24 protein-coding genes are annotated in these 26,682 nt (G+C 38.9%); 9 read left to right on the plus strand and 15 right to left on the minus strand.

All coding sequences use genetic code 11. The features are described from left to right. The first annotated feature begins 336 nt into the window (after positions 1 to 336). From JHE06_RS10070 to JHE06_RS10080, 3 genes are all read left to right on the plus strand, one after another. Entirely contained in the window at positions 337 to 897 is a 561-nt protein-coding gene (locus tag JHE06_RS10070; protein WP_201088673.1) for a hypothetical protein, read from the plus strand. Between the two features lie 233 nt (positions 898 to 1,130). Beyond that, complete coding sequence (gene add / locus JHE06_RS10075) at positions 1,131 to 2,171, plus strand: adenosine deaminase (protein ID WP_201088674.1); 1,041 nt, start codon at positions 1,131 to 1,133, stop codon at positions 2,169 to 2,171. A 67-nt stretch (positions 2,172 to 2,238) separates the two neighbouring features. Continuing rightward, complete coding sequence (locus tag JHE06_RS10080) at positions 2,239 to 2,673, plus strand: acyl-CoA thioesterase (protein WP_201088675.1); 435 nt, start codon at positions 2,239 to 2,241, stop codon at positions 2,671 to 2,673. A gap of 88 nt (positions 2,674 to 2,761) precedes the next feature. Here the strand turns inward: JHE06_RS10080 and JHE06_RS10085 are convergent, their stop codons facing one another. Then, complete coding sequence (locus tag JHE06_RS10085; protein ID WP_058920271.1) at positions 2,762 to 3,967, minus strand: NAD(P)/FAD-dependent oxidoreductase; 1,206 nt, start codon at positions 3,965 to 3,967, stop codon at positions 2,762 to 2,764. Positions 3,968 to 4,892: 925 nt separating this feature from the next. On the opposite strand from JHE06_RS10085, the gene JHE06_RS10090 reads away from it, so the two are divergent. Continuing rightward, positions 4,893 to 5,879, plus strand: coding sequence for a polyprenyl synthetase family protein (locus JHE06_RS10090; protein ID WP_201088676.1), 987 nt, complete (start codon positions 4,893 to 4,895; stop codon positions 5,877 to 5,879). A gap of 43 nt (positions 5,880 to 5,922) precedes the next feature. Here JHE06_RS10090 and cydC read toward each other — a convergent pair whose 3' ends face one another. The 10 genes from cydC to JHE06_RS10140 all read right to left on the minus strand — a co-directional run bounded on the left by cydC (position 5,923) and on the right by JHE06_RS10140 (position 17,918). Further along, complete coding sequence (gene cydC, locus JHE06_RS10095; RefSeq protein WP_201088677.1) at positions 5,923 to 7,704, minus strand: thiol reductant ABC exporter subunit CydC; 1,782 nt, start codon at positions 7,702 to 7,704, stop codon at positions 5,923 to 5,925. Then, positions 7,697 to 9,439, minus strand: a complete 1,743-nt coding sequence (cydD, locus tag JHE06_RS10100; protein ID WP_201088678.1) for a thiol reductant ABC exporter subunit CydD — start codon at positions 9,437 to 9,439, stop codon at positions 7,697 to 7,699. Before cydD ends, cydC begins: the two co-directional genes overlap by 8 nt. A 2-nt stretch (positions 9,440 to 9,441) precedes the next feature. Continuing rightward, complete coding sequence (gene cydB / locus JHE06_RS10105) at positions 9,442 to 10,458, minus strand: cytochrome d ubiquinol oxidase subunit II (protein ID WP_058920273.1); 1,017 nt, start codon at positions 10,456 to 10,458, stop codon at positions 9,442 to 9,444. Positions 10,459 to 10,466: 8 nt separating this feature from the next. Continuing rightward, the gene (locus JHE06_RS10110) at positions 10,467 to 11,879 is read right to left on the minus strand and encodes a cytochrome ubiquinol oxidase subunit I (protein WP_058919232.1); all 1,413 of its coding nucleotides are present in this window, start codon (positions 11,877 to 11,879) and stop codon (positions 10,467 to 10,469) included. A 240-nt stretch (positions 11,880 to 12,119) separates the two neighbouring features. Next, positions 12,120 to 13,349, minus strand: coding sequence for a dicarboxylate/amino acid:cation symporter (locus JHE06_RS10115; RefSeq protein WP_058919233.1), 1,230 nt, complete (start codon positions 13,347 to 13,349; stop codon positions 12,120 to 12,122). Positions 13,350 to 13,487: 138 nt separating this feature from the next. Next, positions 13,488 to 14,162, minus strand: coding sequence for an ABC transporter ATP-binding protein (locus tag JHE06_RS10120; protein WP_058919234.1), 675 nt, complete (start codon positions 14,160 to 14,162; stop codon positions 13,488 to 13,490). Next, positions 14,162 to 15,286: an ABC transporter permease gene (locus JHE06_RS10125; protein ID WP_201088679.1), complete on the minus strand. Its 1,125-nt coding sequence runs from the start codon at positions 15,284 to 15,286 to the stop codon at positions 14,162 to 14,164. The genes JHE06_RS10120 and JHE06_RS10125 overlap by 1 nt, the downstream gene beginning before the upstream one ends. 78 nt (positions 15,287 to 15,364) lie before the next feature. Beyond that, on the minus strand, positions 15,365 to 15,937 hold the full coding sequence (locus tag JHE06_RS10130) for a TetR/AcrR family transcriptional regulator (protein ID WP_058919236.1): 573 nt from the start codon (positions 15,935 to 15,937) through the stop codon (positions 15,365 to 15,367). Between the two features lie 348 nt (positions 15,938 to 16,285). Then, positions 16,286 to 17,269, minus strand: coding sequence for a DUF2382 domain-containing protein (locus tag JHE06_RS10135; RefSeq protein ID WP_201088680.1), 984 nt, complete (start codon positions 17,267 to 17,269; stop codon positions 16,286 to 16,288). A gap of 175 nt (positions 17,270 to 17,444) precedes the next feature. Beyond that, positions 17,445 to 17,918: a Dps family protein gene (locus JHE06_RS10140; protein WP_201088681.1), complete on the minus strand. Its 474-nt coding sequence runs from the start codon at positions 17,916 to 17,918 to the stop codon at positions 17,445 to 17,447. A 192-nt stretch (positions 17,919 to 18,110) separates the two neighbouring features. On the opposite strand from JHE06_RS10140, the gene JHE06_RS10145 reads away from it, so the two are divergent. Beyond that, positions 18,111 to 18,701, plus strand: coding sequence for a general stress protein (locus JHE06_RS10145; protein WP_058919239.1), 591 nt, complete (start codon positions 18,111 to 18,113; stop codon positions 18,699 to 18,701). Between the two features lie 308 nt (positions 18,702 to 19,009). On the opposite strand, the gene JHE06_RS10150 is transcribed toward JHE06_RS10145, so the two are convergent. After that, entirely contained in the window at positions 19,010 to 19,627 is a 618-nt protein-coding gene (locus tag JHE06_RS10150; protein ID WP_058919240.1) for an NUDIX hydrolase, read from the minus strand. Between the two features lie 191 nt (positions 19,628 to 19,818). On the opposite strand from JHE06_RS10150, the gene JHE06_RS10155 reads away from it, so the two are divergent. Further along, positions 19,819 to 20,655, plus strand: coding sequence for an aminotransferase class IV (locus JHE06_RS10155; protein WP_058919241.1), 837 nt, complete (start codon positions 19,819 to 19,821; stop codon positions 20,653 to 20,655). 168 nt (positions 20,656 to 20,823) lie between these two features. Beyond that, a complete protein-coding gene (locus tag JHE06_RS10160) occupies positions 20,824 to 21,735 on the plus strand; it encodes an aldo/keto reductase (RefSeq protein ID WP_201088682.1) in 912 nt (303 codons plus the stop codon). A 393-nt stretch (positions 21,736 to 22,128) separates the two neighbouring features. Here JHE06_RS10160 and JHE06_RS10165 read toward each other — a convergent pair whose 3' ends face one another. After that, on the minus strand, positions 22,129 to 23,322 hold the full coding sequence (locus JHE06_RS10165; RefSeq protein ID WP_058919243.1) for a hydroxymethylglutaryl-CoA synthase: 1,194 nt from the start codon (positions 23,320 to 23,322) through the stop codon (positions 22,129 to 22,131). Between the two features lie 355 nt (positions 23,323 to 23,677). On the opposite strand from JHE06_RS10165, the gene JHE06_RS10170 reads away from it, so the two are divergent. Beyond that, the gene (locus JHE06_RS10170; protein WP_201088683.1) at positions 23,678 to 24,859 is read left to right on the plus strand and encodes an acetyl-CoA C-acetyltransferase; all 1,182 of its coding nucleotides are present in this window, start codon (positions 23,678 to 23,680) and stop codon (positions 24,857 to 24,859) included. A 173-nt stretch (positions 24,860 to 25,032) separates the two neighbouring features. Beyond that, on the plus strand, positions 25,033 to 25,638 hold the full coding sequence (locus JHE06_RS10175) for a 50S ribosomal protein L25 (RefSeq protein WP_201088684.1): 606 nt from the start codon (positions 25,033 to 25,035) through the stop codon (positions 25,636 to 25,638). A 92-nt stretch (positions 25,639 to 25,730) separates the two neighbouring features. Here the strand turns inward: JHE06_RS10175 and JHE06_RS10180 are convergent, their stop codons facing one another. Then, positions 25,731 to 26,207, minus strand: coding sequence for an AI-2E family transporter (locus JHE06_RS10180; protein WP_236253501.1), 477 nt, complete (start codon positions 26,205 to 26,207; stop codon positions 25,731 to 25,733). Between the two features lie 51 nt (positions 26,208 to 26,258). Next, positions 26,259 to 26,666: a secondary thiamine-phosphate synthase enzyme YjbQ gene (locus tag JHE06_RS10185; RefSeq protein WP_201088686.1), complete on the minus strand. Its 408-nt coding sequence runs from the start codon at positions 26,664 to 26,666 to the stop codon at positions 26,259 to 26,261. Positions 26,667 to 26,682: the final 16 nt, after the last annotated feature.

A 26,682-nucleotide genomic window follows, 5' to 3' on the forward strand; every position in this document is an offset into this window, starting at 1 on the left:
ATTATACTCTTTTTTTTATTTTTGCAAACAATACCCCTTGCAGGTTAACGTTCCTTTACAGTTATGCGGAAAAACAGCCGTCCAAAATAGTTTCAAAGAAAAAAACAATTATGGATAAAGTTGGGTGGATTCCGGTCGGCGGCTGCTGTTTTATTCTCTTCTCCGTCTAAAGAACTATGGTAAAAAAAATGGGATAGTGTATACTAAAACAAGGCTTCTGCTGATTCCTGATAGTGAGATTAGAATGAACTTATAATTTTTAGTTAGTAGGATCGATTCATTTCTACCTTAGTGAGTTTCGATGCGGTTGTGAAATTAAGAAAAGAAGGTTTTTTTATGAAAATTTATCTCGTTTTAACAGATACAAATACATTATTTTCCAGAACAATCAAGCTTTATACTAGAGCTGAATACAATCATGCTTCGCTTGCGTTAGACCCGACTTTAAAGGATATCTATAGTTTCGGACGCAAACGTCCTCGCAATCCCTTTAATGCCGGTTTTATTCAAGAAGATTTATCTCGGGATTACTTTCTACGAGCACAATGCAGTATTCATTCTTGTGATGTGACCGCTGAACAATTTGCGCTGATCGCCGATTTGATTCAGTATTACGAACAAACGAAAAATATGTACCATTATAATTTATTAGGACTTATAACGTTAGCACTTAAAATCGATTTTAAACGCAATGATGCTTTTTTCTGTTCTCAATTTGTTGCTACTTTATTAGATGAAAGTACCATTTACGACTTTCAAAAAGAAATCCATTTTGTCACTCCCCAAGATTTGGCAGCTTTGCCTATATTCCGTTCCGTATATGTCGGTTCATTATATGGATACTTAGCCTCTGTTCAAGAAAGTCCCAATGAACTACTGGCACTTACAGAAGTTTGATTCTTCATTACTTACTCATCATTGAAAGCCCAGAGAAAAATCAGCTAAGCTGTTTCTGCTCTGGGCTTTCTTTTTTAATTTTTATGATTTTGAACAGCAATTGCATATGTGCACACAAAACAGCTGAACTATGCTATAATGCCTCTTAAACCATTCTTTCCCAGTAAATCGTTTTTTTTAAATCAGTACATAGCCTTTCTCAAACCCACTATCTTTGTGTCAGGAGTGACTTCATGCAACACGCTATATTAAAAAAATTACCTAAAATTGAATTGCATTGCCATCTTGACGGTTCAATTCGTCCTGCTACCTTAAGAAAAATTGCCGAGGAACAAGGATACCCATTGCCCTCAGGAGAACAAGAACTGAAGCAGCTTTTGCAAGCGCCAGAAGAGTGCAAAAATTTAGAAGAGTACTTAACTTGTTTTGATCCCGTATTAGATTGTCTCCAAACTGAAAAAGCGCTGGAAACAGCTGCATATGATGTGGTTGAACAAGCTGCGGAGGAAAATATCCTTTACATTGAGATTCGTTATGCACCCTTGTTGTCTACTCGAAATGGTTTGAGTTGCGACGCTGTTATTGAAGCCATTCTAAAAGGGTTGGCTAAAGCTGAAAAAAACTTTCATGTCAAAAGCAACTTATTGTTGTGCGGCATGCGCGGCTATCCATTGGCAGATAATCTTTCAGTAGTGGAAGCGGCACGAACATTCCTAAAAAAAGGAGTTGCTGGGATTGATTTAGCCGGAAATGAAAAAGATTATCCTCCGGCTGAATTTGAGGATTTTTTCCAGCTTGGAGAAAAATATGCGATTCCGATCACCACTCATGCTGGTGAATGTGGATGTGCACAAAATGTACGCGATTCGATTCTTTTAGGAGCCGTTCGAATTGGACATGGGATAGCCGTTAAGGACAGTCTAGAAACGATTCAGTTTTGCATAGATAAAAATGTTTTACTCGAAATTTGTCCAACTAGCAACTTGCAAACAAAAACCGTTAACAGCTGGGAAGACTATCCTTTCAGAAAATTTATTGATGCTGGATTAAAAGTCAGCATCAATACCGATAATCGGACTGTTTCCAATACAACTTTGACAGACGAGTACTTACTGCTGCACAACCATTTCGGATTGGATTATGCTTTGATGCAAAAAATAAATTTAGATGCACTCGCTTATGCTTTCACAGATGAACAGACAAAATCACAGCTAGCAGCACGGATCTCTTCAGGGTACCTGCCGCAATTAATGTCTGAAGCTGCTTCTACCTAAGCGATTCGTTTGTCTTCTTTTGCTTGATACCTGAAAAAACTAACTAGATTAAAGTGAGGTTCACATTGTGAAAAAGAACTTATCTCAATACGAACACAAAGCACAATATTATGAAACGGATCAAATGGGCATTATTCACCACTCAAATTACATTCGTTGGTTTGAAGAAGCAAGAACCAGCTTGCTGGATGAAGTGGGGTTTGGCTACGATCAGATGGAAAAAGAAGGCATCATCGTTCCTGTATTAGCTATTTCTTGTGATTACAAATCAATGGTGCGCTACAACCAAACGGTCTTGATCTTACCAAAAGTAGAAACCTTTAATGGCATCAGAATGACCATTTCTTATCAAATCACCGATAAAGCAACTGGCGAACTAAAAGCTGCTGGAAAAAGCAATCATTGTTTTTTAGATAAAGATTATCGTCCTATTTCGTTAAAAAAAGCTAATAAAAAAATCTATGACTTATTTGAAGAGCTTATAGGAAAAGACCTTGGATAACGCTGTTTTCAAACGATTTTTAGATAGAAAAAAAGCCACCCGCTATATGACGGGTGACTTTTTTGTTTTTTAGATTCTTCTAGTCAGTTTAACGGAAAAAGTCAAAACGGCCTTTTTTAGCAGTGATTCCCACTCCGCCTGTCATCATTAACGAACGGTCTCCGATTATTTTTTTCATAACCGATGCTGGGTAGCCTTTTAAGTTGCGGCCCATAACTTCTCCGATTGCTTCAGTATTGCCGATAGAACAAACTGTTCCTAAAGAAGTAAATGTGAATGGTTTGATGGCAGTTCCTTTCAATTTGGCTTCTAGGTTATTAGCAGCGCTGACTCCTTGTTTCAAAGCAATTTGAGCAGTTGGCGGGAATGGACGGTTGGTTTTACTATCCATTACGGCTGAACAGTCTCCAATAATGAAGATCTCTGGATAACCTGGAGCCGTTAAATCATTTTCTACCATTACGCGGTTACGTCTTTGTTCAAAACCTGAGCGTTCGACAATGCTGCTGCCGCGAACTCCAGTTGTCCAAACAATCGTTTTCGCTTTAACTGATTTTAATTCTCCAGCTTCTTCGTAGATTACAGTGTCAGCTGTAAGCTCTTTGATCGGCGTTCCAACAAAGAATTTAACACCGCGTTTTTTCAATATTTCGATACCGTAGTCAGATAGTTCTTTATCGAACATTGGCAATAAATTAGACATCGCTTCAATACAAGTGATTTGTATTTTTTCAGCCGGTACATTATATTGTTTGACCAATTTCGGCATTTGAAGCGTTAATTCTCCAATGTATTCAATACTTGTAAACCCTGCTCCACAAACGACAATGCTTAAATAAGATTCGTCTTTTGTTTCATTGTATTTTTCGAATTGTTTCCGTAAGTGTTCGTCAACTGCTTTTGACGTTTCAATATCGACCATCGGCAAACCAAACTCGTCAACACCTTTGATTCCAAATGACTCTGATTCAAAGCCTAGTGCTAAGATCAAATAGTCAAATGAAATAGTGCCGTTTTTTTCTAATTCAACTGTCTTTTCGTCTTTATTGACTACTACAACAGTGTCTTGAATAAAATTAGTTCGTTTTGGGGTTACAACATCTTTGATTGGGTAGCTGATTCTTTCAGCAGCATGCGCTCCGCTGGCTACTTCGTGTAGATATGTTGCTTCATAGTGGTATTCGTTTTTATTCACAAGAGTGATATCTATATCTAATCGTTTGCTTTGAAGACTTCTCAAAGCTCTAAGTCCTGCATAACCTGCACCTAAAATAACAACGTTTGTTTTGCTCATATTCTTTCTCTCACTTTCTTTATCCACATTCTTTATTTTCATTTCAATTTCCATTTTTTTAGACGAACATGTCTAAATTAACCATTCTCATGACTCACTAAAACCAAATCTCTTCATTTTGTGAGTCTAGAACCTTGACACCCTATTCGATTTTTCACTAGGGAATTAAAAGTACAAGTTTCATTTGGGTAGCTAAGAAAGCTTCATTTGCGCTTATTCAGTTAAGGCGCACCCGTACTGAAACGATCTAAATTAAACAAAAGGCAATTCATGTAACTTATTTCACCTTTTTCCCAACGACTCATCCCCTTAATTATATCAATTTGTCATCAACCATGCTCTCTTGTTCACTTTTCTCTTACAGATCAGAGATTCTTAAAGTCAACCTCGCCACAAAAAGGCCCTCCAAAGACAGCCGCATAAAGCCTACTGTACTGCATATAAGAACTAATTTCAATCATTAAACCTCTTGCAGGAAAGAAAACGTTTTTTTAAACGAGATTTCTAATTAAATCCTTAAAAACGAACTTTTCACAAACTCGTAAATGGTTCAATTTTTCACTACACCAATGAATCACCTTGAAGAACTGCTTATTTCTTCGTATTTTTTTCACGTGTTTAGCTAAAGTTTTCCCTTATAAGCAGCCTTAGACGGTAAAAAAGTTCAATTTAACAGGTTGTTCTTTACAGTTACATATCATTTACAACCGTGCAATTATGCGCCTCAACCATAAAAAAGTCAAGAGAAAACAGCAGATTTTCTTTCTTCATTTCTAAATTTCACAGAGTTTCTGAATTTTCTTTTTTGCTGAACTTTATTGACTTAAACTTAACCATACGATAAAATTCAGGTTTGTGATATAATCAGTATTATAGTCAAAATTTAAAAATAGGATCGTGGATTCTACTTGAAAGGGATACAGCTATGCCGATTCATTCTATGTGGGATGATTTCCCAGAAATTAAAGACGAATTAGCTGAAAGCTATGCAGTGATGGAAAAAAAGGTTCATATACGAAACAAGGAAGTTGAACAGGTTATCTTTGACTTACTGCGTTCGGGCGGAAAACTTTTACGACCTGCTTACTTCATCTTATTCTCCCGTTTTGGAAACACCAAAACACAAAATCACAAACAAATCACCCATGCCGCAGCCTCATTAGAGATTTTGCATATGGCTACCTTGGTACATGATGATATCATTGACGACTCTCCTACTAGACGCGGCAGTCCGACAGTTCAATCAAAGTATGGAAAAGATATTGCTGTTTATACTGGAGATTTTTTATTTGCTGTCTATTTCGGCTTAATTGCAGACTCAACCGAATCTCTCTCCACTATTCGGATGAACGCTTTTGTGATGAAACGCATTTTACTTGGTGAACTGGATCAAATGCATCTACGCTACAATACCGAAATTACTTTGCGGCAATACCTCAGGAACATTACTGGGAAAACAGCCCAGCTTTTTTCTTTAAGCTGTCTTCAAGGTGCTAAAATCGGTCAAGCTAACCTAGCCGTTACAACCAGCAGCCAGCATATCGGCCACAATATTGGTATTGCTTTTCAAATATTAGATGATATTTTAGATTACACTAAAGATAGTGAATCGTTAAAAAAACCTGTTTTAGAAGATATGAAACAAGGCGTTTATTCGCTTCCTCTTATTTTGGCACTAAGAGGAAACAAAAAAAAGTTCGACCCCTTCTTATCGAAAGGTCCGAATATGTCTGATGAAGATGTTCAAATCGTTTCTGATTTGGTTAGTCAATACGGTGGTGTAGAAGAAGCTAAACAATTAGCGAAACGCTATACCGATAAAGCATTAAAAGCCATCCGGCTTTTACCGGAACGTCCTGAAAAAGCCGTTCTTTACCAGTTGACTCAACAACTTCTCCACCGAGATTATTAAAAAAGCGGGACCCTATCGTTTTGATAGGGTCCCGCTTTTTTGCTTACTCTCCTCGGTCTAGACGATAGAGACGTTGATAGCGTGCATTTTCTGCTAATAATTCTTGTGGTGTTCCTTGAATTTCAATTTTCCCATTCTCAATAAATACAACTTCATCCATTTGGTCCACCCCTTGAAGATGATGGGTGATCCAAATAATGCTTTTGTCCTTTAGAACAGTAAAGAGTGTATCCAACAATATTTGTTCCGTAATAGGGTCCAAACCGACTGTTGGCTCATCTAACAACACAATAGGCGTATCTTGAAGCAAGATTCGAGCCAACGCTAAGCGTTGCCCTTCTCCACCCGAAAAGCGTCCACCTGCTTCTTCTACAGAAGTATGGAATCCTTCTGGCAAAGCAGCTATCATGTCGCCTAGTCCTACTTGATAAAGAGCTTCGATAACTGCTTCATCACTCGCTTCAATATTTCCTAAACGAACATTGTTTAAGACAGACGTATCGAACAGATGCGGGTTTTGGTTGATAACCCCGACCCATTTCGAAATGTCATCTCCAAGTTCACTCGTTGGCACACCGTTTAAAGTGACGCTGCCTTTTTGTGGAATCAAATCGCCTCGAAGCATTTTTCCAATGGTGCTTTTTCCTGCTCCGCTCTTTCCTAAAATAGCTATTTTTTTGCCTTTTGGAATCGCAAGCGTGAACTCATCCACAATCAACTTTGAACCTGTTTCATAAGAGAATGAAATTTGATCCATCCGTATTTCTCGGAAAGACTGTTCATTTAACTCAGCAATGGCAATCGCATGTGATGAATCGTCAGACTCGTCTTCTTTTATTTTAGGCAAAGCATTCATGCGTTTGACCGAATCTTCATAAATCGTTAATTCTGAAGCAGCGCTTGGAACCGTCGCAAACGCATCGACTAAAGGAAAAACAGCTAAAACAAATGCAGCGATCCAATTGGCTGCTCCACCTTGTTCACCCTGAAAAACAGTACTTGTCCAAATCAAAACAGCAACTGCAATAATAGCAAATGTAACTTGCAGCAGAAAATCACGTGTTCGATCAAAACGTTTGATTCGGTAATCTTCTTCCCGGACAGCTTGTTCACTGCTTTCATAACTTTTCAGAAAATCGTTTTTCCGTCCGCTGAATAACCAATCGCCAACTCCTAAAACAGCATCGGTCAATTGATCATATAAGCCATTTCTGGCTGTTTTTTGCGCAGCCATTCTTGCTCCATTAACTAGCAAAGAAACAAGCGGCAATAAGATGGCTACAACTGCCAACATCAGCATCATTAACAATGCAAAGGGAAGAGAGAATAGACCTAACCCAATAATCACAGCAATGTAAATGCCCCAAGAAATCAAAATAGGGAAAATCGTTCTTAAATAAAGATTTTGAATGTGATCGATATCTTCTGCCAATACGGCTAAGATATCCCCTGTTTTGTATTTATTCTTAATAAATACAGCATCTTGCTCAAGCGAACGGTACAGCTTGAGGCGTAAATCAGATGTCATTTTCAAGACCCAATTGTGGCTGGTCAATCGTTCGATATAACGAAAAACGGGACGACTGATCCCAAATGCACGGGTCAAAACAATCGGTACGTAAACCAGCATAATGTTTTCAGGTATACTAGCAGATTTGCTGATCAAGAACCCTGAAACAAACATTAACGCACTTGCACTAAATAAAGTCATAAACCCTAAAAACAAAACTAGATGCAATAACTTCCGGTACTTCGCCATAAATGGTTTTACCCAGGTATCATTGGCGAAAGTAGCGCGCATTTCAGTTAACTTATTTTTATTCATGCGGCTTCTCCCCCCTCATTTGATTCATTAAATCCACATAAGCTCCATTTTCAGCCAGCAATTCTTCATGAGTCCCTGCATCGACTATTCGACCATGATCCAGCACTAAAATATAATCCATTTCATTTGTCCAATGTAACCGGTGAGTTGAAAAGAAGACTAAATGTTTTTCCATCAATGGCAAGATACTTTCTTTTAAAGCCACTTCTGTTTCAATATCCAAATGAGCCGTGGGTTCATCAAACAATAAAATTTTTCGTTCGGGATCAAGGAATGCTCGAGCAATCGAAACCCGTTGCGCTTGTCCGCCACTCATCATTCGTCCGCTTTCTCCAATCAAAGTCGCTAACCCTTTAGGCAGCTCTTCAATGAATCCAGACAAACCAGCTTTTTCAGCAGCGTGTAAGACGGCTTCATCGCTTGCTTCCGGCATATAAAACCGAATATTATTCGCTAATGTATCGTGGAAAAGATAGGGCTTTTGCGGAATGTAAATAATTTCTTTTTGCCAATTTCGCTGTGAAAAATGCGGCACTTCCACACCGTTTATTTCAATAGCCGTTCCTTCACTCGGTTGCAGGAATCCTCCAATCGTATCAATAAAAGAAGACTTTCCTGAACCGCTTGCTCCGATCAAACCAATCTTTCCGTACCCTTTCCAGCTAAAATTGATATCAGACAAAGCATTTTGATGCTGCTTATCATGAGTGACGTTTAAGTCTTTGATAACCAATTCGCTCGTTTCGTCCCAATTTGCTTTTTCGGCTGTCAAGACTTCTGTATTCGTCGGAACGTCAACTTCTAAAATATCTAAAATAGCTCCCATCGCATTTTTCCCATCCAACGTTGCATGGTAATCACTAGAAAACTCTCTTACAGGCAAGAAAAACTCTGGCGCTAAGATTAGCACGGTTAAAGCCGGCAGCAGCAACATGGTTCCTTCTAATAACTGCAGCCCCAGCATTAAAGCTATCAAAGCTACCGACAATGTTGTAAAGAAATCTAATGCAAAAGTAGACATGATCGCTACTTTCAATGTGCTCATCGTAGCTTTGCGATAACTTTCACTAACATTATGAACGTTCTTGCTATATCGTTTACTCAACCCTAATAATTTCAATGTTTCTAAACCTTGCAAAGCATCAACAAAGTGATTCGACAGCACTTTATACGTAGCGTATTGCCGGTCAGCTTTCCCCTGAGCCGCATAGCCTAAAATCACCATAAAAAGAATGATGATCGGAAAAACAACGATCATTGTAATGCCTGAATCTATATCTAGTGTGAAAACATAAATTAACACCAGCCAAGGAATGATCATCATATTCATCATTTTAGCAAGAAACAACGTAATGTAGTTCTCCACTTGACGAATGCCTTCTAAAGCCATTGTAACGACGTTTCCTGTGCCCGATTTTTGCACTAATTTTGGCCCTAAAGAAAAAACTTGATTCAATAATTCTTTTCTTAATTCTTTCCCTTTTTGATAAGCAAACTTATCAAGCAGGCGTTCGCGTATCAAAGTTAAAAAATGACGGCCTACGAAAGCTAAGAAAAAGACTAGTATCGCTTGAGTTTGCGCTGCTAATCCTTCACCGTTCCATAAACCGGTAATTGAAAGGGCTAAAAATCGAGCTTGAAAAATAATCATAAAAGCTTGCAGGAAAGAAATCCCTGCAAGCAATATCATAATCTTTTTCATGCCAGATAAACCCATTAAACGTTTATCCATCATAATTAATATTTCACCACGTCATCTTTCTTGATTCTATTTTTAAATACATAATACGTCCATCCTTGGTAAGCCAACACAAATGGCAATACCGTCAATGACAACCAAGTCATTACTTTCAGTGTATATGGTGTACTTGAAGCATTAACAATCAAGATATCATTTGCTGAAGCAATCGAACTGACCATCACACGCGGGAATAAACCAAAGAATAACAAAGCAACTAAACTAATGATCGTAAAACCACTAGTGAAAAAAGCTAAAAATTCTTTTCCGTTGTATACTCCATAAGTTGCTAAAATACTTAACACAACCATCAACGCGACGATTACAGTCGTTGCCGTCGTTTGGAGTTCGAAGAAGTCTGTTGATACATAAAGCAAGGCTACAAATGCCGCCAGCCCTACGAACAGCACGATATACAATTTTTTCGCATACTCGATCGCTCGTGTATGCACATCTCCAATAGTTTTTAAACCGATATAGTTCAAACCATGCAAGAAGCACAGCAGTGTTAAGACCAAGGCTCCCATAATTGAAAATGGCGTAAAGTAATCTGTAAAAGTTGCGACCATATTGCCTTTTTCATCAATCGGCATACCCGCAGCCATACTTGTGAACATTAAGCCAAAGAAGAACGGAGGAATGACGCTTCCAATAAATAACGTCCAATCCCATAGCTCACGTCCTTTTTGTCCTTCCATTTTGCTCCGGAATTCAAAAGAAACTCCTCGGATAATCAAACCGAATAAAATAGTCAGCAAAATAAGGTAATACCCACTAAATAAAGATGCATACCAATGTGGAAAAGACGCAAACATTGCTCCTGCAGCAGTGATCAGCCAAACTTCATTGGCATCCCAAACGGGTCCAATCGTTCCAACCAGCTGTTCACGTTCGGCTTTGTCTTTCGCTAGTAAACGGGTCGACATTCCTACACCGAAATCGAAACCTTCAAGGAAGAAGAAGCCGGCAAATAACACACCAATCAATAGAAACCAAAAGAATTGTAATCCACTCATATCAGCCATTATTTAAACGCCTCCTTTTCAAACGGGTCATCATTTTTTCTGTTGATTTCATTTTCGCTTTCTTGAATATGATACGGTCCATGTTTTACTTCTTTTCTTACAAAGTAAGCCATAACGCCTCCAAGAATAGAAAACAGCAAGAAGTAAATAATATTACTTGTCAGCAATGAAGCTGCAGAAACGTTCGGCGAAACACTGTCGGCAATTGTATATAGTCCGTAAACAGTCCACGGATAACGTCCTAATTCAGTCACTAACCAACCAGCTGTATTTGCAATAAAGGGAATAAACATGCTGAAACCAATGATGTACAGCAACCACTTCATATCCCATAACGTTTTTTTGCGTTTGCTGAACCATAAACCTACTACAGCTATTAACGCCAAGAATGCTCCGCTGCCGGCCATGATTCTAAAACTCCAGAACATGGTTTTAACGGGCGGATAATAATTTCTATCGCCGTATTCAGCAATTAATTCTTGATTGATCGTATTCATTCCCCGAACGCTGCCTTCAGGTTTATTATAAGATAAGATACTTAACATATAAGGAACCTCAAGTGTCCAAACAGATTCATTTTTGTCTGTATCTTGCCAACCTACTAAAGTCCAAGAAGCGGGATCTCCTGAGTCTTCATAGAGACCCTCAGTTGCAGCAAATTTCATTGGCTGATCTTCTACCAATGCTTTCATTTGCAAATCTCCAGCACCAATAGATAAAACTGTTCCGACTAAACCAATAATCAATCCCAAATTTAGAGATTTCTTGTTGAATTCAATATCTTTTTTAGCAATCAATCTAAACGCTGCAAGTCCAGCTACAAAGAATCCGCCAAGCAAGACTGCCCCAAACAATACGTGTGTAAATTCATACCAAACTTTCGGATTGGATAACAATAACCCAAAATCGTTTAATTCGGCCCGGCCATTATTGATTTCATAGCCGACTGGGTGTTGCATGAAGCTGTTCGCTACTAAGATCCAAAAAGCTGATAACATCGCTCCTACAACAACTAGCCACATAAACAAAGCATGAACTTTTTTGCTGAATTTGTCCCAGCCGAATATCCATAGGCCGATAAAAGTTGATTCCAAGAAAAACGCCATCAAAGCTTCCATGGCCAACAATGATCCAAAAATATCTCCAACAAAACGAGAGTAATCCGACCAGTTCATTCCAAACTGAAACTCCTGGATCAGACCGGTCACTACCCCAACTGCAAAACTTAACAAGAATATATTTCCCCAAAATTTCGCCATATCTTTGTACATTTCATCTTTTTTGATGACATACATTGTTTCCATAATAGCAACAGATAATCCTAATCCGATTGACAAGGGAACAAAGAAAAAGTGAAAAATTGTTGTCATACCGAACTGAAACCGAGCAAGTGAAACAATATCAAAGCTCACTTAAAAAACCTCCTCCAATTTTCTAACCTTAATGTTTCTATTTATTAAGATCTTTTAACTCATATAATTTTAAACTCTATTTTACATTATAATCCTTCTAGTCATAATTACAATTAATAATATGGTGAACAAAGCAGATTGTTCTAAATTATACCTCAAATAAGAGAAATAATACAGTAACTAAGCTGTTCCGTTCCCTCTCTATCCCACATAATTTATGTGTTTCAAAAGTTCCATTTTTTATGACTCATTCTCCACAGAAACGGAAACAGAGTCGTTTTTTTGTAAAATATACTTATGGTAGATTTTGTCTATGATAACAGCAATAGCGTTATCTCCTGAGATATTGGCCGCTGTTCCAAAACTGTCTTGTGTCAGATACAGAGTTACCAACAGATTTCCGATTGTGCCTGTGGGATCGATTCCTACCATAGTCAAAAAGGGTAAAGCACTCATGATCCCGCCGCCAGGTGCTCCAGGAGCTGCCACCATCGCAATGCCCAACATAGCAACAAAACCAGCTATCATGCCGAATTGATGCGGCAAATCATACATCAGCAACACAGCTGTTACGCAGGAAATGATGGTAATAATGCTGCCCAATAAATGAATCGTGGCACCTAAAGGAATCACAAATTCACGGATTTGAGCGGACACCCCATTTTTTTTAGCAACTTCAAGATTTACTGGAATCGTTGCTGCAGAGGACTGGGTTCCAATAGCCGTCACATACCCCGGCACTTGATTCTTCATCAAAGTAAAGGGATTCTTTTTGGCATACAAACCAGCAATAATAAAAAACAAAGCCACTGCAGTGAGCTGCATCGCAATCACAGACGCAAAAACTTTCCAAAAAACAGATAAAATAGTGAATACAGAACCAGCATAACTTAAATTTGCAAAATTCCCAAAAATATAAAATGGCAACCCTGGAATCACAACTGTGCTCAAGACCTTAGTAATGATCAAGTTAAATTCACCAAATAAATGGTACATGGTTTCCCCTTTATTTTGGCTTCTCATCCATGAAATGCTGATGCCAAACATAAAAGAAAAAACAATCGCTGAAGTTACATCCAGCATCGGCTCTAAAGGTATCGTAAACAGGGGCTCCAATCCTGGAGCACTTCCTTGTATCGCTGTGCTGAGATCACTATTAATAAACAAAGGAAATAGATGGGTAGCCACAAAATAAGCTGCGAACCCTCCCAACAACGTAGAGCTGTAAGCGATCAGCGTGGTCACGCCTAACAATTTACCGGCCCCTTGTGCCAAATCAGCAATGCCGATAACCACAAACCCGATGATCATTAATGGAATAATAAAAGACAAAAAATTGCTGAATAAACTCGAAATCGTTACGGCAATCTGAATAACAAAATCAGGCAGCATCGACAGTTGTCCGAAAATAATACCTAATATAATAGCTAATAAAAGCTTGGGCACCAAACCCAACTTCTTCTTTCCCAATTGTTTTCCAACTCCTTATAATAAGACTGCAATAGATTCTCTCAAGCTTATAAAAAGCCAAGAATCCATTACAGTATCTTACCATAGAAATTTATTCGTCACTAGTTAACGATGAATCGTTTTTTTCAAAATTGTTTCTTATGCTTGTGTCAGCAAACCATCTTCAATTCGAAAGACGCGGTCACAATCTACTAACATTCGTTCATCATGTGTTACCATGATCGCCGCTTTATTCCGAGCTTTAACTTCTTCAGCGATTAACTTCACCACTTCATAAGCTCTATTGGTGTCTAGGTTAGCCGTTGGTTCATCTGCCAGAATAATATCCGGATCATTCATAAAGGAACGAGCGATTGCTACTCTTTGCCGTTCTCCGCCAGACAATTCATTGGGATATTTTTTGAGTTTGTGTTCTAAGCCTAAATCTTTTAATAGGTCTGCTGCATAGGATTTGTCGCTTGCAGCAACAGAACCCTTCATTTTCTTCACTACCAGCAATTGATCTAAAACCGTTAAATAAGGAATAAGATTTGACGTTTGTAAAATAAATCCGATTTGATTCAAACGGATTTCCGATAATTGTTTTTCTTTTAACGTTGAGATATTGACCCCGTTGATCAGAACATCACCTTGGGAAGGTTGCAATAAAGCACCGGCAATCGATAAAAAGGTGCTTTTTCCAGAACCTGAAGGACCGATGATCGCAACGAACTCGCCCGGCTCCACTGTTAAAGAGACTTGATTCAACGCCGTCGTCTTAAATTCGCCTTCTTTATATTGTTTTGAAACATTGATTAATTGTAATCCTGTCATTATTCCACCCTCCCTAAAGCTGTTAGTGGGTCAATTTTGGCAATTTTCAATACAGAAAACAACGAACTGGCCACACTGATCAACAATAAAATCAAACTATACGTAACGACCAATTGTCCTTCTAAATTAAAGGGCATGGAATCAGGCAAAATAGCCGCTGTTGCGTAAGTCAATCCCACGCCAATCAAGATACTGATCAATGATAAGCTAAAGACTTGCGAAATCACAGATTTGATCACAAACCAGTTGCTTGCGCCGATAGCTTTCATCACTCCAAATTGGTGAGCTTTTTGATTGGTTAATATATAGAAGAAAACGGCAATCACAATTGCTGAAATGACGATCAAGAAACCTAACATCATCATAATGGTTCCATTTTCTGCTGTATAACCTGGTACTGCATTGATGGTTTCTTTTTTAGTCCCAACTTCAATGCCATCGATCGATTGTTCAAGTTTTTCAGGATCGACATCTTTCCCTTGAACCATCACACTATTCACGACATCTTTAATGCCGTTATCCGAACCTGGAGCAGCATATTTATACATACGGAACTTCTCTAATGATGTAAAAACAACGGGCTGATGACTCAACGTTTGATTTTTAGTAAACCCGACGATAGTCAGTTCTTCAACAGAGCCGCTGATGGTTAAGGTATCGCCTATTTGAAAACCATCTTTTTTCAAAGAGTCATCTACGATCACACCTGAAGGGTCGTCGGCTTGTAGTGCATTACCTGAAGTAACTTTAGGTTCCATAAAAGAATCTGGGCGAATGCCTGCCAGTAAAACATCGACTTTTGCAGCTTCTGATTGTTCGCTGCCAGTTTTACGGACTGAAGCAGATGCTGTTCCTATTGGAGCGACCGCTTCTACTCCTTTTTCTTCCATCACGTCATCTGCTAATGATTCAGGCAGCATTGATTTAGAAAAAGCAAAATCAGACTTTTCTTCAAAGACAGCATAGTCCACATCAGCATATTTTAATGTGGCCGCTCCTAAATCTGATAATCCGTTGCCTAAGCCCGCTAAAATAAATACTAACCAAGCAATCAACATGATGATCAAACTGATCATCATGAACCGACCTTTCGAGTACGTCAATTCTTTTAATGCTAAAAACATTTAGTATAGCCTCTTTTCAAATAAACTAACTTGCAAGTTGTAACTCTATTCTAACTCAAAGTTACACTTGTGTCACCTTTATTTTTCAAAGATTCCTTGGCAAATGATTTCTTGCAGATAATAGGCCCTTTCTGATTGTGATAACCCCACACGATCAGGGATTGTTACGCTATGGAAAATAAGTTCAATAATGATACTTTTCGGAATATCTTTTTTAATGTACCCATTAGTTTGTCCCGTTTGGATAAATGATTGAATTTGCTGAAAAAAACGTTTATGAAGCAATTGGGATCGTTGCTTCTTTTCTTTCATCTTTTCATCGTCTGCTATTTGTTTATTGGGAATCATAAACGAAATTTGATGGACATCCCCATACTCAAAAATTAAGGCGAATAATTGCTGAAACTGTGCTGGGTAATCGGTTAACCAGTCCAATTTCTCAAGATCGTCTACCATTTTCTCCATCTCAGAAATCATATAATCGTAAATCAATTCGTCTTTATTAGTATAGTATTTGTAGATAGCGGCTCGCGAAACGCTCAATGAATTTGCCAATAACCCAAATGAAAACTTATCATAGCCAACCGCCATTAAAAGCGAATGAGCTTCTTGATAAATGTCTTCAGTTGAAAATTTCTTTTCTCTAGCCATCAAGTTCTCCTCCTTCATTAACACTGCTTAAATAGTATACCATCATTACAGGGCAATGGACTAGAGCTGGAAAAAGCTGTTGAAAAAAACTGCTGCTGATAAATGAGTGTGCATCTGCTATATGCTGAAGCTTTTTGACGGCCTCTTAACCACAAACGGCATACCAAAAAAGCTCTATCATTTTTGATATTGGTAAGTGAAATAAATGTATCTGCCGCCTTGAAAAGGATTCAAGCCTCAAAAAAAGGCTAAGACAAAAAGAATCTTACTCCTTTTGCTTAGCCTTTTGAGTTAAACTTTCTATTTTTTCAGCCTAACGTTGCTTTTCGTCCAACCACTGAACGTTCCTTAAGGACGATCAGTCGGTTTTTTATCGTTATCTTCGATTTCAACATCTCCGTCTGTGTGAATGTCCAAATCTTCTTTTCGAACCGTTTCTGAAACTTGTTTCATATTTTCTTTTGTTTCTTTTTCGATCTCAACTTCTTCTGTCACTACTGGGCGTTTGTGAACTTCGATTTGTTCTTCTTTGACAGGAATCGTGAAGGAGTCGTCTTTCAAGTCTGCCTCTCCAGCAGCCGTTTCTCCTTCAGCGACCGGGTGTCGTTCTACCGTGATTTCATCATGCTTGACTGGGACATCCACAGTTTGGGTTTCTTCAGTCACTTTTTTATCTACATGAACTTCACCTGTTTGAACTTCATTGGTATGCACATCTAATTTTTCTTTTTGTAAGCGAATTTTTTCTTTGTCTTCATTTGTATGACCAGCATGATCCTCAACATCGGTTAGAGGTGCAGCCGTTAAATCAGCCGCCTCAAGGTCGGTATCATCCGGCAGCGGCGTATCGTCGGTGCCCATCGTTCCGGCTGCTGCATTCAGTGAAGGGTTAACTCCCAGCGAACTGTCTGCTCCCATTGCAGGATTAACAAAATCCGTTGTACCCACAGGTTCGTTTACCCCTGCTATCGGCGGTGTCATGGTTGTGTCGTTATCCATATCAAGCGTGTTTTCTCTGTTTTCATCACCATCAACTAAAAGAACGATGTTTCCTTTAGCAATATCATCTTGATAGCCTGCCAACACATCATCTGATTCATCGTAATCTTTCACAGTAAAAACATTTTTAATTTTTTCCCAAAAAGATTCGTCTTCGCGATTGGCATCAGTATCAGTCTTAACATCGACACCTTCATTTTCAACAGAACTGCTCATGTCTTTATTCGTAACTAATGTGATGTCTGTTTTCGAGTATCCTTCAGCAACTAACCCATCAATAGCACTTTCGGCTTCTGAAACAGATGTATAGCTTCCTTTTACAAATTTGCTCATACTTTACCACTCCTTAGTTTTAATAGAATACAAAAGGTCTGTACAATTACTAGTATACTAATCAGGATGTGAAAATTCAATTGATACGATTGCGTTTTCAATTCCTTTGCTGTCTTGCATCAAAAAAACAGCTGACAAATAGCCAGCTGCTTTAATAACAGTAAAGGTTCAAGTTTTATTTGCCTTCTAATGGGTCTTTGCCAAGGAAAGCTTGGAGCATCCAGATATTTTTATCGACGCCTGTTTTGTAAGCAATCAATAAGTCTTGTGTGACATCGTCTCCGGCTTCGCCAGTCAATTTGATACCAGCTTCTAAATTATCGCAAAGAATGCGGTAATCGGCTACTGTAGAAGCCACCATTTCTTCTGCAGGTACTTTTTCTGTATACGGTTTTTCTTCAATAGCAGAGTGTTCTAAAAATTCTTTTAACGTAGCGTAAGGTTTGCCGCCGATCGCAATCAAGCGTTCTGCTAATTCATCAAAGTGTTCAGTTGTTTCTTTATAAAGTTCTTCAAATTTTATATGAAGCGTAAAGAAGTGAGGTCCTTGTACATAAAAATGATGTTGATACAGTTTCGTAATAAATACCCCATGAGATGCTACCATATCGTTTAACAATTCTTGTACTTCAGTGTTCGTTTGAGCCATATTCTTCTTCCTCCTATACTTTTATTAAAGTGGTTATCACTTTATAATCAGTGTAATCTGAACGAAGAAAAATGTCTAGCGATACGCTTCCATTTCTCCGTCTTAATTTGCAAAAGCCTTTATGTTTGGGTGCGCTTTCTTTATTTGGTATGATAATAATGTAAAAACTAAAAGTCATGAGGAGGAAATAGTATGCCGAAAAAATTTAAAGGCGCTTATCAATCCGTAGAAGAAGCAGCTGCTGAAGTGGAACATTTGTTAGTCGAAGGTTATGCAGCCGATGATATCACTGTAGTAACCTACAAAGAAAATAAAGGCACTATCGAAAGCTTGACGATTGCTGATGTGGATACGGTCACCCAAGAAGATCATAAATCTGTGTGGGACAGAGCAAGAGATATCTTTACAGATGGCGATCCAGAAAACCCACTTGGAAAATACAATTTAGATGACGCTACAACCGAACGCTACAATAAAACGATTAAACATGGTGGGTATGTGATTCTCGTTGAAGAAATTCTAAACGGCGAGGAAACACCATCTACTAGAAGAACAAACCACGATCCGATCCAAAGCCATACCGATGCTACAATTCCGAATGTCGGCGAATTTTCAGCAGCTCACTCAGATGTGCCAACTGCTGAAAACGATGAAAAATCTTCCACCGTAGATGGTATTCCTCTCGAAGAATCTGACGGTACATTCGGCGGGGATCATCCAATCGATAATCCGAGCATGCCTTCTTCCCCTGGAACAGATCAGCAAAGGGATATTCCTGAATAAGGCAACTGAAAAGGTACAGTCTATCTAACTCAAATACTATAAGCAGAAAAAAGCAGCTAAAGACCTTTTTAGCTGCTTTTTTAGGTTCTATCATTTTGGGTGTCGGTAAGTGAACTGACTATATACTACAATCTTGAAATTTTCGGAGGAATAGTGGCTGCTTGTAGGCTTGAAAACCTGGAGACCCAAAGGGGGCTCCAGGCGGTCCCATGGCTTTCTACAAGCAAACACGTAAGTTCCGAAGGAAATTTCAGTCTAAGAGACACCAACACGATTTGATAAAGAGCCCTCTTTTACTGCCTATTTCCTCATTCTATTGGATTTTCCAGTTTAAGCAATTCTATAAACCGGGCGGTTAACCCAGCCGTATATCCCCATAATTGGTGATTTTCCAAATGGTAAAAAGCAATGGCTTGGTGCCCGGACTTCCAATCGTACTTTTCCCCTCCTTGTATTAATTCATATGGGAAATTTTCTGGATGTTCTAATTTAGTACTGACCGTGTAATAGGTTGGTTTATGGGTTAATAGATAGTCTAATGGAATCGCAAATACTTCTTCTACCTCTTCGTTGCATACGATGTCCTCAAGTTGAACATCCTTTAGTTCAGCCACAAAAGAACGGATAACAACTTGGTCACTAACGATATAATCCATCTCACCTAATATATGAATGCAGTCAAACGGAAGATTCAATTCTTCCATCGTTTCCCGAATAGCCGCTGCTTCATAAGTTTCACCAGCTTCTACTGCTCCGCCTGGAAAAGAGGTTTCACCAGGTTGAGAAATGTGTTGACTGCGGACTTCATATAATAGGTTAGGAACGCCTGCCACCATGATAATCGGCAGCAAAACAGAGAAATACCGTTGTTTCCCAAGTGGTTTCGGCTCTCTTTCAGCTAATCGTTTTTGAATATCAGTAAACAAATGAACACGTCCTTTTCCCGCAAATGATCGATCTTGCTTCTATTGTTTCTTCTATTATACGTGAAACCATTGAATGAAGTCACTTGCTAACTAAAGCTTGCTAACACAGGGTTATTAAAACTACAATAGATTAAGAACGATGAACTCATGAGTGAATGAAATAAGTGTTACTATTACGAGGAGGAATGATGATGGAAACAGTTGAACAAACGAGTTATTTCCTAAATGATCAACAAATGTCTACAAAAGAGTTAGAAGTTTTTCAACAATTAGAAGGAAAAAGTGTTTATGAGGTTATTCGTGTCCAACAAAGAATTCCGCTTTTCTTAGAAGACCATCTTGAACGCCTCAGAAGTTCTGCAGCTTCTGTCGGCATGCCGTTAACCGTTTCAGATGACATTTTATGGCAACGCATTTACCGTCTTATTTCTTTGAACGACGTTGAAAACCAAAACATCAAAATCATTTGGAATCAAAAAAAAGAAGGAGTGCTGTTGATTTTCTTCACTAAGAGCGTTTATCCGCCTAAAGAATCTTATGTTTCGGGTATCCATACCAGCTTATTGAAATTGGAGCGGCAAGATCCGACCATCAAACTCCAACGAGCAGACTATCAACAAACAGTTTTAAAAGCACGCGAAGAAAAAAATGCTTATGAAGTTTTATTGGTTGACCAGTCTGACTATGTCACTGAAGGAAGCCGCTCAAATCTCTTTATCGTAAAAAATGGACAGCTTTATACTTCTCCCGCAAAAAACGTCTTACTTGGGATCGTCCGTAAAAAAGTATTGGAAATTTGTCGAACACAAGGTTGGAAAGTCGTTGAGGAGCATCTTCCTGCAGCTCAGCTGGATGAAATCGATGGAGCTTTTATCACGGGTACCGGAAACAACGTTTTGCCTATCCACACAATCGATGAATTGGTTTTACGCTCTACCGAAGATCCTATCGTATTAACGTTAATCCAAAAGTTTGATGATTTGGTAACCCGCTACATCCACAAACATACTGCGAATCAATCTTATTAGTTCTCTTTTAATGAATGGAAATAAAACCTTAAGTCATTGCTGAATTCAGCAATGATTCGTTTTAAAGAGAAGTTAAGAGAATTATTTTTGGACCAGTGTTATACTAAACCCAAATCGTTTTCGTAATGTGTTAGCGGTTTCTATAATCAATCAAAGGAGCGAAAAAAGTTGAAAAAAATAACCTTAGGAACGAGTGATTTACAAGTATCAAACGTGGCTTTAGGCTGCATGTCCATGAATCGTTTGTCTACCCAAGAAGCTACTGAAGTCGTCCAAAACGCATTAGATTTAGGCGTAAACTTTTTTGACCATGCAGATATTTACGGCAAAGGCCAATCAGAAGAAGTTTTTTCTACGGCTCTAAATTTACGCTCTTCGATTCGAGACAACATCATTATCCAAAGCAAAACTGGGATTCGCGAAGGATTCTATGACCTTTCTAAAGAACACATTCTGAAAACAGTAGACGACAGCTTAAAAAGACTAAAAACCGACTATCTTGATATTCTTTTGCTGCATCGTCCAGATGCATTAGTCGAACCCGAAGAAGTAGCAGCAGCTTTTGATCAATTAGAACAAAGCGGCAAAGTTCGCCACTTTGGCGTCAGCAATCATAATCTCATGCAAATTGATTTGTTAAAAAAATCTGTTAAACAGGATTTGATCGTTAACCAACTGCAATTAAGCGTCATGCATACTGGAATGATCGATGCTGGTATCAACGTCAACACCAAATTTAATGGTGCCGTTGATCGTGATGGCAGTGTTTTAGATTATAGTCGCCTTAAAGATATGACGATTCAAGCTTGGTCCCCTGTCAAAGCTGATAAAGGAGTATTTGTTGATAACGATGCGTATCCAGAAATCAACGCCACATTGAAAGAAATTGGTGAGCGGCATGGTTTAGATAATTCTGCAACGGCTATCGCTTGGATTTTGCGTCACCCTGCTAATATTCAAACGATTGTAGGAACGATGACTCCTGAACGTTTGAAACAATACGTCAAAGCCTCTGAGGTCAGATTGACTCGTGAAGAATGGTATGAAATTTACCGTGTAGCGGGAAACAATGTCCCTTAACCGAGTATCCGCCTAAAAAGCCCTGCGTTTCTTACTTTATTCAGTAAGAAGCGCAGGGCTTTTTGCTTTAGCCGAAAAGCATAGCATCTTTAACTTGGTTTACCTACCTTATCGATAGAGTTTTCATGTCCTTACGGTACTCAAATGGAGTTTGCCTACCTTATCGACAGAGTTTTCATGTCCTTGCAGTACTCAAATGAGATTTACATACTACATATGCTTTACTCAGATCTCACTTATACGGTTTGCACGATGTCTGTGCTATCGAGGGAAAATCAATGACTAAAATTGTTGAAGTGAAAAAAGACGTTAGCAAGTTTTCACTCACCAACGTCAAATATTGTACCACAATTAAAATAGCACCCCCTCTTATTCGAAGGATGCTGGTTTAATTTAAGAGTAAATAGAATCTTCAGTTTGTTTATTGATGTATTGACGCATATTATTCGTCATGCCGGCTAAATAAATTTCTGCTGGGTCATTAGTATTATCCAATTCAACCGTTGTTCCATCTATCGGCAGTGTTTGTTGGAAAATAGCTTCGTATTCCGCAACACTTACTTCTGCTCTTGATGAAAGCAAGTCCATATGTTGTACCACGTTTAAATGCGAACGGAATCCAGGTTGTAAAATACCAGTAAAGAATTCACCCACTGCGCCGGAACCATAGCTGAATAAACCGATTCTCTCTCCATCGGCTAAGTCCTCTTGCTGCTCAAGCAAAGATAGCAAGCTGAGGTACAATGAGCCGGTATAGATATTTCCTACTACTCGGTTGTAACCCGTGCTTACTTGATAATTGGCCAGCAGCCGTTCTTGGTCTGCAGCTGAACCTTCCTCTAACAAAACAGGTTTCAGGGCTTTTAGTCCCATTTTCGTATAAGGCAAATGGAAACAAATCGCTTCAAAATCTTTTAAGGCTAGATTGGTTTTGGCTTTATACTGGGCCCAAGCTGTTGCAAAAAATTGGATGTACTGTTCGTTTGAAAATTTGCCGTCAACAAAAGCTGCTTCTGAATAGATAGGCCGCCAAAAGTCCATGATATCAGCAGTCACATACGCACTTTGTTCTTCAAATGCTAATATACTAGGTTCAGCGCTAATCACTAAAGCAACCGCTCCAGCTCCTTGTGTAGCTTCTCCTGAAGTATTTAAACCGTATCTTGAAATGTCTGATCCCAAAACCAATACTTTGCTTTCTGGATTTAACGCTATATGTCCTTTTGCCATTTGAATCCCAGCAGTTGCTCCATAACAAGCTTGTTTGATTTCAAACGCACGAGCTTCGGAACGTAGCCCTAATAAATGATGCACATAAATGGCTGCAGCTTTTGAATGATCAATACCAGACTCTGTACCAAAAATAACCAAATCAATTTTCTCTTTATCTTTTTCATCTAATATATTTAAAGCTGCGTTTGCTGCCAATGTAACCGCGTCTTGTGTGAGTGGAGCTAGAGCCATTTTTTCTTGGCCAATGCCAATAGTGAACTTTTCAGGCTCTATTTCTCTAGCAACTGCTAGTTTTTTCATATCAACATATAAATGAGGGGTATAAAACCCGATTTTATCAATCCCTATTTTCAAAAAAATTCTCCTCCACTACTTTGTTATTCATGTCTGTTAGTTTATGAGGTACAAAAATAAGCGTTTTGCGCTAACTTTATAACAACCAGTTTTCTTTCTCTTATGATGCTATTAAAAGAATAGTTCAAATAGCACAAAAAAACAACTGGTTGAAAACAATCTAAAGATAACTTTAACAATCTACCAGAGGATGTCTGTCTTTTTCATTCTAAAAAATTTAACAAATCTTAAAGTGTTAAACAGACGCAAGTATCGTACAATAGACAGAAAGAAGCACTCACTCATTTCGTCTTTTGGGATGGCGAGTACCTTCATAAAAACGAAAGCATATTGCAACATTAAGGAGAAGAAGAAAATGGAAGAAGTTGTCATTGTTAGTGCCGCAAGAACACCCATTGGAAAATTTGGCGGAAGCTTAAAAAACACAACCGCTGTTGAATTAGGTACTCTCGTCGCGAAACAAGCCATTGATCGGGCAGCTATTTCACCAGAAGTAGTAAATCAGGTTATTTTTGGAAATGTCTTACAAGCTGGACTAGGACAAAACCCAGCACGTCAAATAGCTGTCCATGCCGGTGTTCCTTATGCATCCCCAGCGATGACCATTAATGAAGTTTGCGGTTCAGGGTTAAAATCCGTCATTCTTGCCAGTCAAGCCATTCAATTAGGAGACGCTGATGTGATCGTAGCAGGCGGAACAGAAAACATGTCACAAGCTCCTTATCTTTTAAATCATCATCGGTGGGGAAAAAAAGCTGGCGATGACCGGATGATCGACAGCGCTATGCATGATGGTTTATCGGATGCGTTCAATCATCTGCCTATGGGTCTGACCGCTGAAAAAGTAGCGGAACAATACGGCATTTCAAGAGCCGAACAAGATGCATTCGCGTTACGCTCGCAAATGAAAGCTGCAGCTGCACAGGAGAATGGGCGATTCACGGAAGAAATCGTCCCAGTTGCGGTTAAAGATTCAAAAGGCAAACCGCTTTTATTCAGTGAAGACGAATTTGTTCGAAAGAATACTAGTTTAGAAAGTTTAACTGCTCTTAACCCTGCTTTTGCCGAAAACGGAACCGTTACTGCCGGAAATTCTTCGGGTATAAACGATGGAGCAGCAGCACTTGTCTTGATGAAAAAAACCCGTGCTGAACAATTAGGTGTGCCTTATTTAGCCACCATACGCGGATATGCTGAAATCGGCATTGACCCTTCGATCATGGGATATGCTCCCTATCAGGCCATTGAAACGGTTTTGAAAAAAACAAACTTGTCTTTGGATGATATTGACTTAATTGAATTAAATGAAGCTTTTGCTGCTCAAAGTGTAGCCGTAGCTAGAGATTTAAAGCTTCATAGCGACAAAGTCAACGTGAATGGCGGAGCGATCGCTTTAGGCCATCCGATAGGCGCTTCCGGAGCCAGAATTTTAGTCAGTTTGCTCCACGAAATGCAAAAAAAACAAGCTCATTTAGGATTAGCTTCATTATGTGTAGGCGGCGGAATCGGAATTTCTATGGTACTTGAGAAGAGCTGAAAACGTTGTTACGCAGCTGTTTCCAGATTTGAAACCGTTATAATAGCTAGTTTGTGCTTTATTTGGTATAATGAATAGCGAACACGAGTTTAAGCCTAACCATTCCATCGGTTCTTTTTTTAGAACGGGTGAAGACTTTTAATAAATTGGGCTAAACGGAAGGAGAATAAAGGATGAAAATAAATGCAGAATTGAGAACTGAAGTTGGGACTTCTTCAGCTAATCGTTACAGACGGGAAAATAAAATCCCGGCAGTTGTTTATAATAAAGGATCCGAAACTACTCCTGTCTTGTTAGACAGCAAAGATTTTGACAAGGTTTTAAAAGAATTAGGTAAAAACGGGATTTTTGATATCGTAACTGCAGAGGGAAAATCAAAACAAGTTATCATTAAAGATTTCCAAAGCGCTGCTTTAAAATATCAAATTTTGGATGTAGAGCTTCAAGCTATTACAAAAGACCAAAAACTGACAGTGACAGTTCCGATCATTTTATCAGGTGCTGAAGGCGTCAAAGAAGGTTTAGTTTCACAAACCTTAAATGAACTAGAAATTGAAACAACACCGGCTAATATTCCAACTGAATTTACCGCTGATGTTAGTGCTTTAACCATTGGGGACTCTTTAACAGTAGCAGACTTGTCTGTTGATAAAGAAATTACTGTCTTTAATGAACAAGACGAAACAGTGGCTATTGTAGCACCGCCAACTGTAATGGAAGAGCCTGCTGAACCAGCTGAGGCAAGCGACCCTGAAGTTATTGGAGAAAAAGAAGCTTAATTTTTCCCTTTACTACCATTATACAAACAAAAAAAGACTGCTGTCGCCAAGAAGAACGTATCCTTGGCGACAGCGGTCTTTTCTTTTTCCAATTAAAGCCGCCGAATGAACTTCACTTCAAAGATCGCTTTAATGATCACAGCTACCAGAGCTCCTGCCAGCGCGCCGAGCGGGCCAAAAAGCAAGACACAAATCACAGTGGATATTAAAGTGTAGAGCGGTCGTACGCCAATTTCTTTACCGGTCACAAACGGTTCTGCTATTTGTCGAATAATGCTCGCAACAATATATACCAACCCAAGTTGCCAAGCGATGGTCGTATCTCCCATAATAAAGCGAATGACCGCCCATGCCACCATGATTATCCCGCTGCCCAATACTGGGATGATATCGACGATTGCTATCCCGAACGCTTTGATTCCCCAGTGCTCAATGCCAATCAGCAAAAAACCACTACACAAAACAACAAACGTCAGTACCGACAATTTACATTCCGCTTTCAAATACCCTTTCAACCCTTTGCCTGTAGCCTTAAGCACTTCTTTTAAATAGTCGATCACATTATTCATAGGCAACCCCTTCTTTAAAAACATTTAATCTGGAAGCCAATTGATTAGAATTTAACCTGCCAAGATCTTCACAATAAACGTTCGTGTCCTAGGCCCGTCAAATTCCGCAAAATAAACGCTTTGCCAAGTGCCTAATATGAGTTGTCCATCTGCGATGATCAACGTTTCGCTCGCCCCCACTACGGATGATTTCATATGCCCGTCTGAATTTCCTTCGGCATGAACGTACGCAGGTTTATTCGGAAAAGTATCATCCAATCCTACTTTCAAATCTTTTTTTACATCTGGATCTGCATTCTCATTAATGGTAATGGCTGCAGTCGTATGAGGACAATAAACAACCATCACGCCCTCTTTTACACCGCTTTTGTCCAAAGCTTCTTGCAAGTACTGATCAAGTGTTGTGAACGATTGTTTCTCATGAGTAGAAATCGTAAATGTATGCATTGTCTTTCCCATTTGCTCCATCTCCTTT

The sequence above is a fragment of the Carnobacterium sp. CS13 genome, assembly GCF_016653495.1.
In the GTDB taxonomy this organism is placed as follows: domain Bacteria; phylum Bacillota; class Bacilli; order Lactobacillales; family Carnobacteriaceae; genus Carnobacterium_A; species Carnobacterium_A antarcticum.

What these genes read in the sequence shown, in the direction of transcription:
- JHE06_RS10070 (WP_201088673.1), top strand. Translation starts at nt 337, where the DNA reads ATGAAAATTTATCTCGTTTTAACAGATACAAATACATTATTTTCCAGA.
- add (WP_201088674.1), top strand. Translation starts at nt 1,131, where the DNA reads ATGCAACACGCTATATTAAAAAAATTACCTAAAATTGAATTGCATTGC.
- JHE06_RS10085 (WP_058920271.1), bottom strand. Translation starts at nt 3,967, where the DNA reads ATGAGCAAAACAAACGTTGTTATTTTAGGTGCAGGTTATGCAGGACTT.
- JHE06_RS10090 (WP_201088676.1), top strand. Translation starts at nt 4,893, where the DNA reads ATGCCGATTCATTCTATGTGGGATGATTTCCCAGAAATTAAAGACGAA.
- cydC (WP_201088677.1), bottom strand. Translation starts at nt 7,704, where the DNA reads ATGAATAAAAATAAGTTAACTGAAATGCGCGCTACTTTCGCCAATGAT.
- cydD (WP_201088678.1), bottom strand. Translation starts at nt 9,439, where the DNA reads ATGATGGATAAACGTTTAATGGGTTTATCTGGCATGAAAAAGATTATG.
- cydB (WP_058920273.1), bottom strand. Translation starts at nt 10,458, where the DNA reads ATGAGTGGATTACAATTCTTTTGGTTTCTATTGATTGGTGTGTTATTT.
- JHE06_RS10120 (WP_058919234.1), bottom strand. Translation starts at nt 14,162, where the DNA reads ATGACAGGATTACAATTAATCAATGTTTCAAAACAATATAAAGAAGGC.
- JHE06_RS10125 (WP_201088679.1), bottom strand. Translation starts at nt 15,286, where the DNA reads ATGTTTTTAGCATTAAAAGAATTGACGTACTCGAAAGGTCGGTTCATG.
- JHE06_RS10130 (WP_058919236.1), bottom strand. Translation starts at nt 15,937, where the DNA reads ATGGCTAGAGAAAAGAAATTTTCAACTGAAGACATTTATCAAGAAGCT.
- JHE06_RS10135 (WP_201088680.1), bottom strand. Translation starts at nt 17,269, where the DNA reads ATGAGCAAATTTGTAAAAGGAAGCTATACATCTGTTTCAGAAGCCGAA.
- JHE06_RS10140 (WP_201088681.1), bottom strand. Translation starts at nt 17,918, where the DNA reads ATGGCTCAAACGAACACTGAAGTACAAGAATTGTTAAACGATATGGTA.
- JHE06_RS10145 (WP_058919239.1), top strand. Translation starts at nt 18,111, where the DNA reads ATGCCGAAAAAATTTAAAGGCGCTTATCAATCCGTAGAAGAAGCAGCT.
- JHE06_RS10155 (WP_058919241.1), top strand. Translation starts at nt 19,819, where the DNA reads ATGGAAACAGTTGAACAAACGAGTTATTTCCTAAATGATCAACAAATG.
- JHE06_RS10170 (WP_201088683.1), top strand. Translation starts at nt 23,678, where the DNA reads ATGGAAGAAGTTGTCATTGTTAGTGCCGCAAGAACACCCATTGGAAAA.
- JHE06_RS10175 (WP_201088684.1), top strand. Translation starts at nt 25,033, where the DNA reads ATGAAAATAAATGCAGAATTGAGAACTGAAGTTGGGACTTCTTCAGCT.
- JHE06_RS10180 (WP_236253501.1), bottom strand. Translation starts at nt 26,207, where the DNA reads ATGAATAATGTGATCGACTATTTAAAAGAAGTGCTTAAGGCTACAGGC.
- JHE06_RS10185 (WP_201088686.1), bottom strand. Translation starts at nt 26,666, where the DNA reads ATGGGAAAGACAATGCATACATTTACGATTTCTACTCATGAGAAACAA.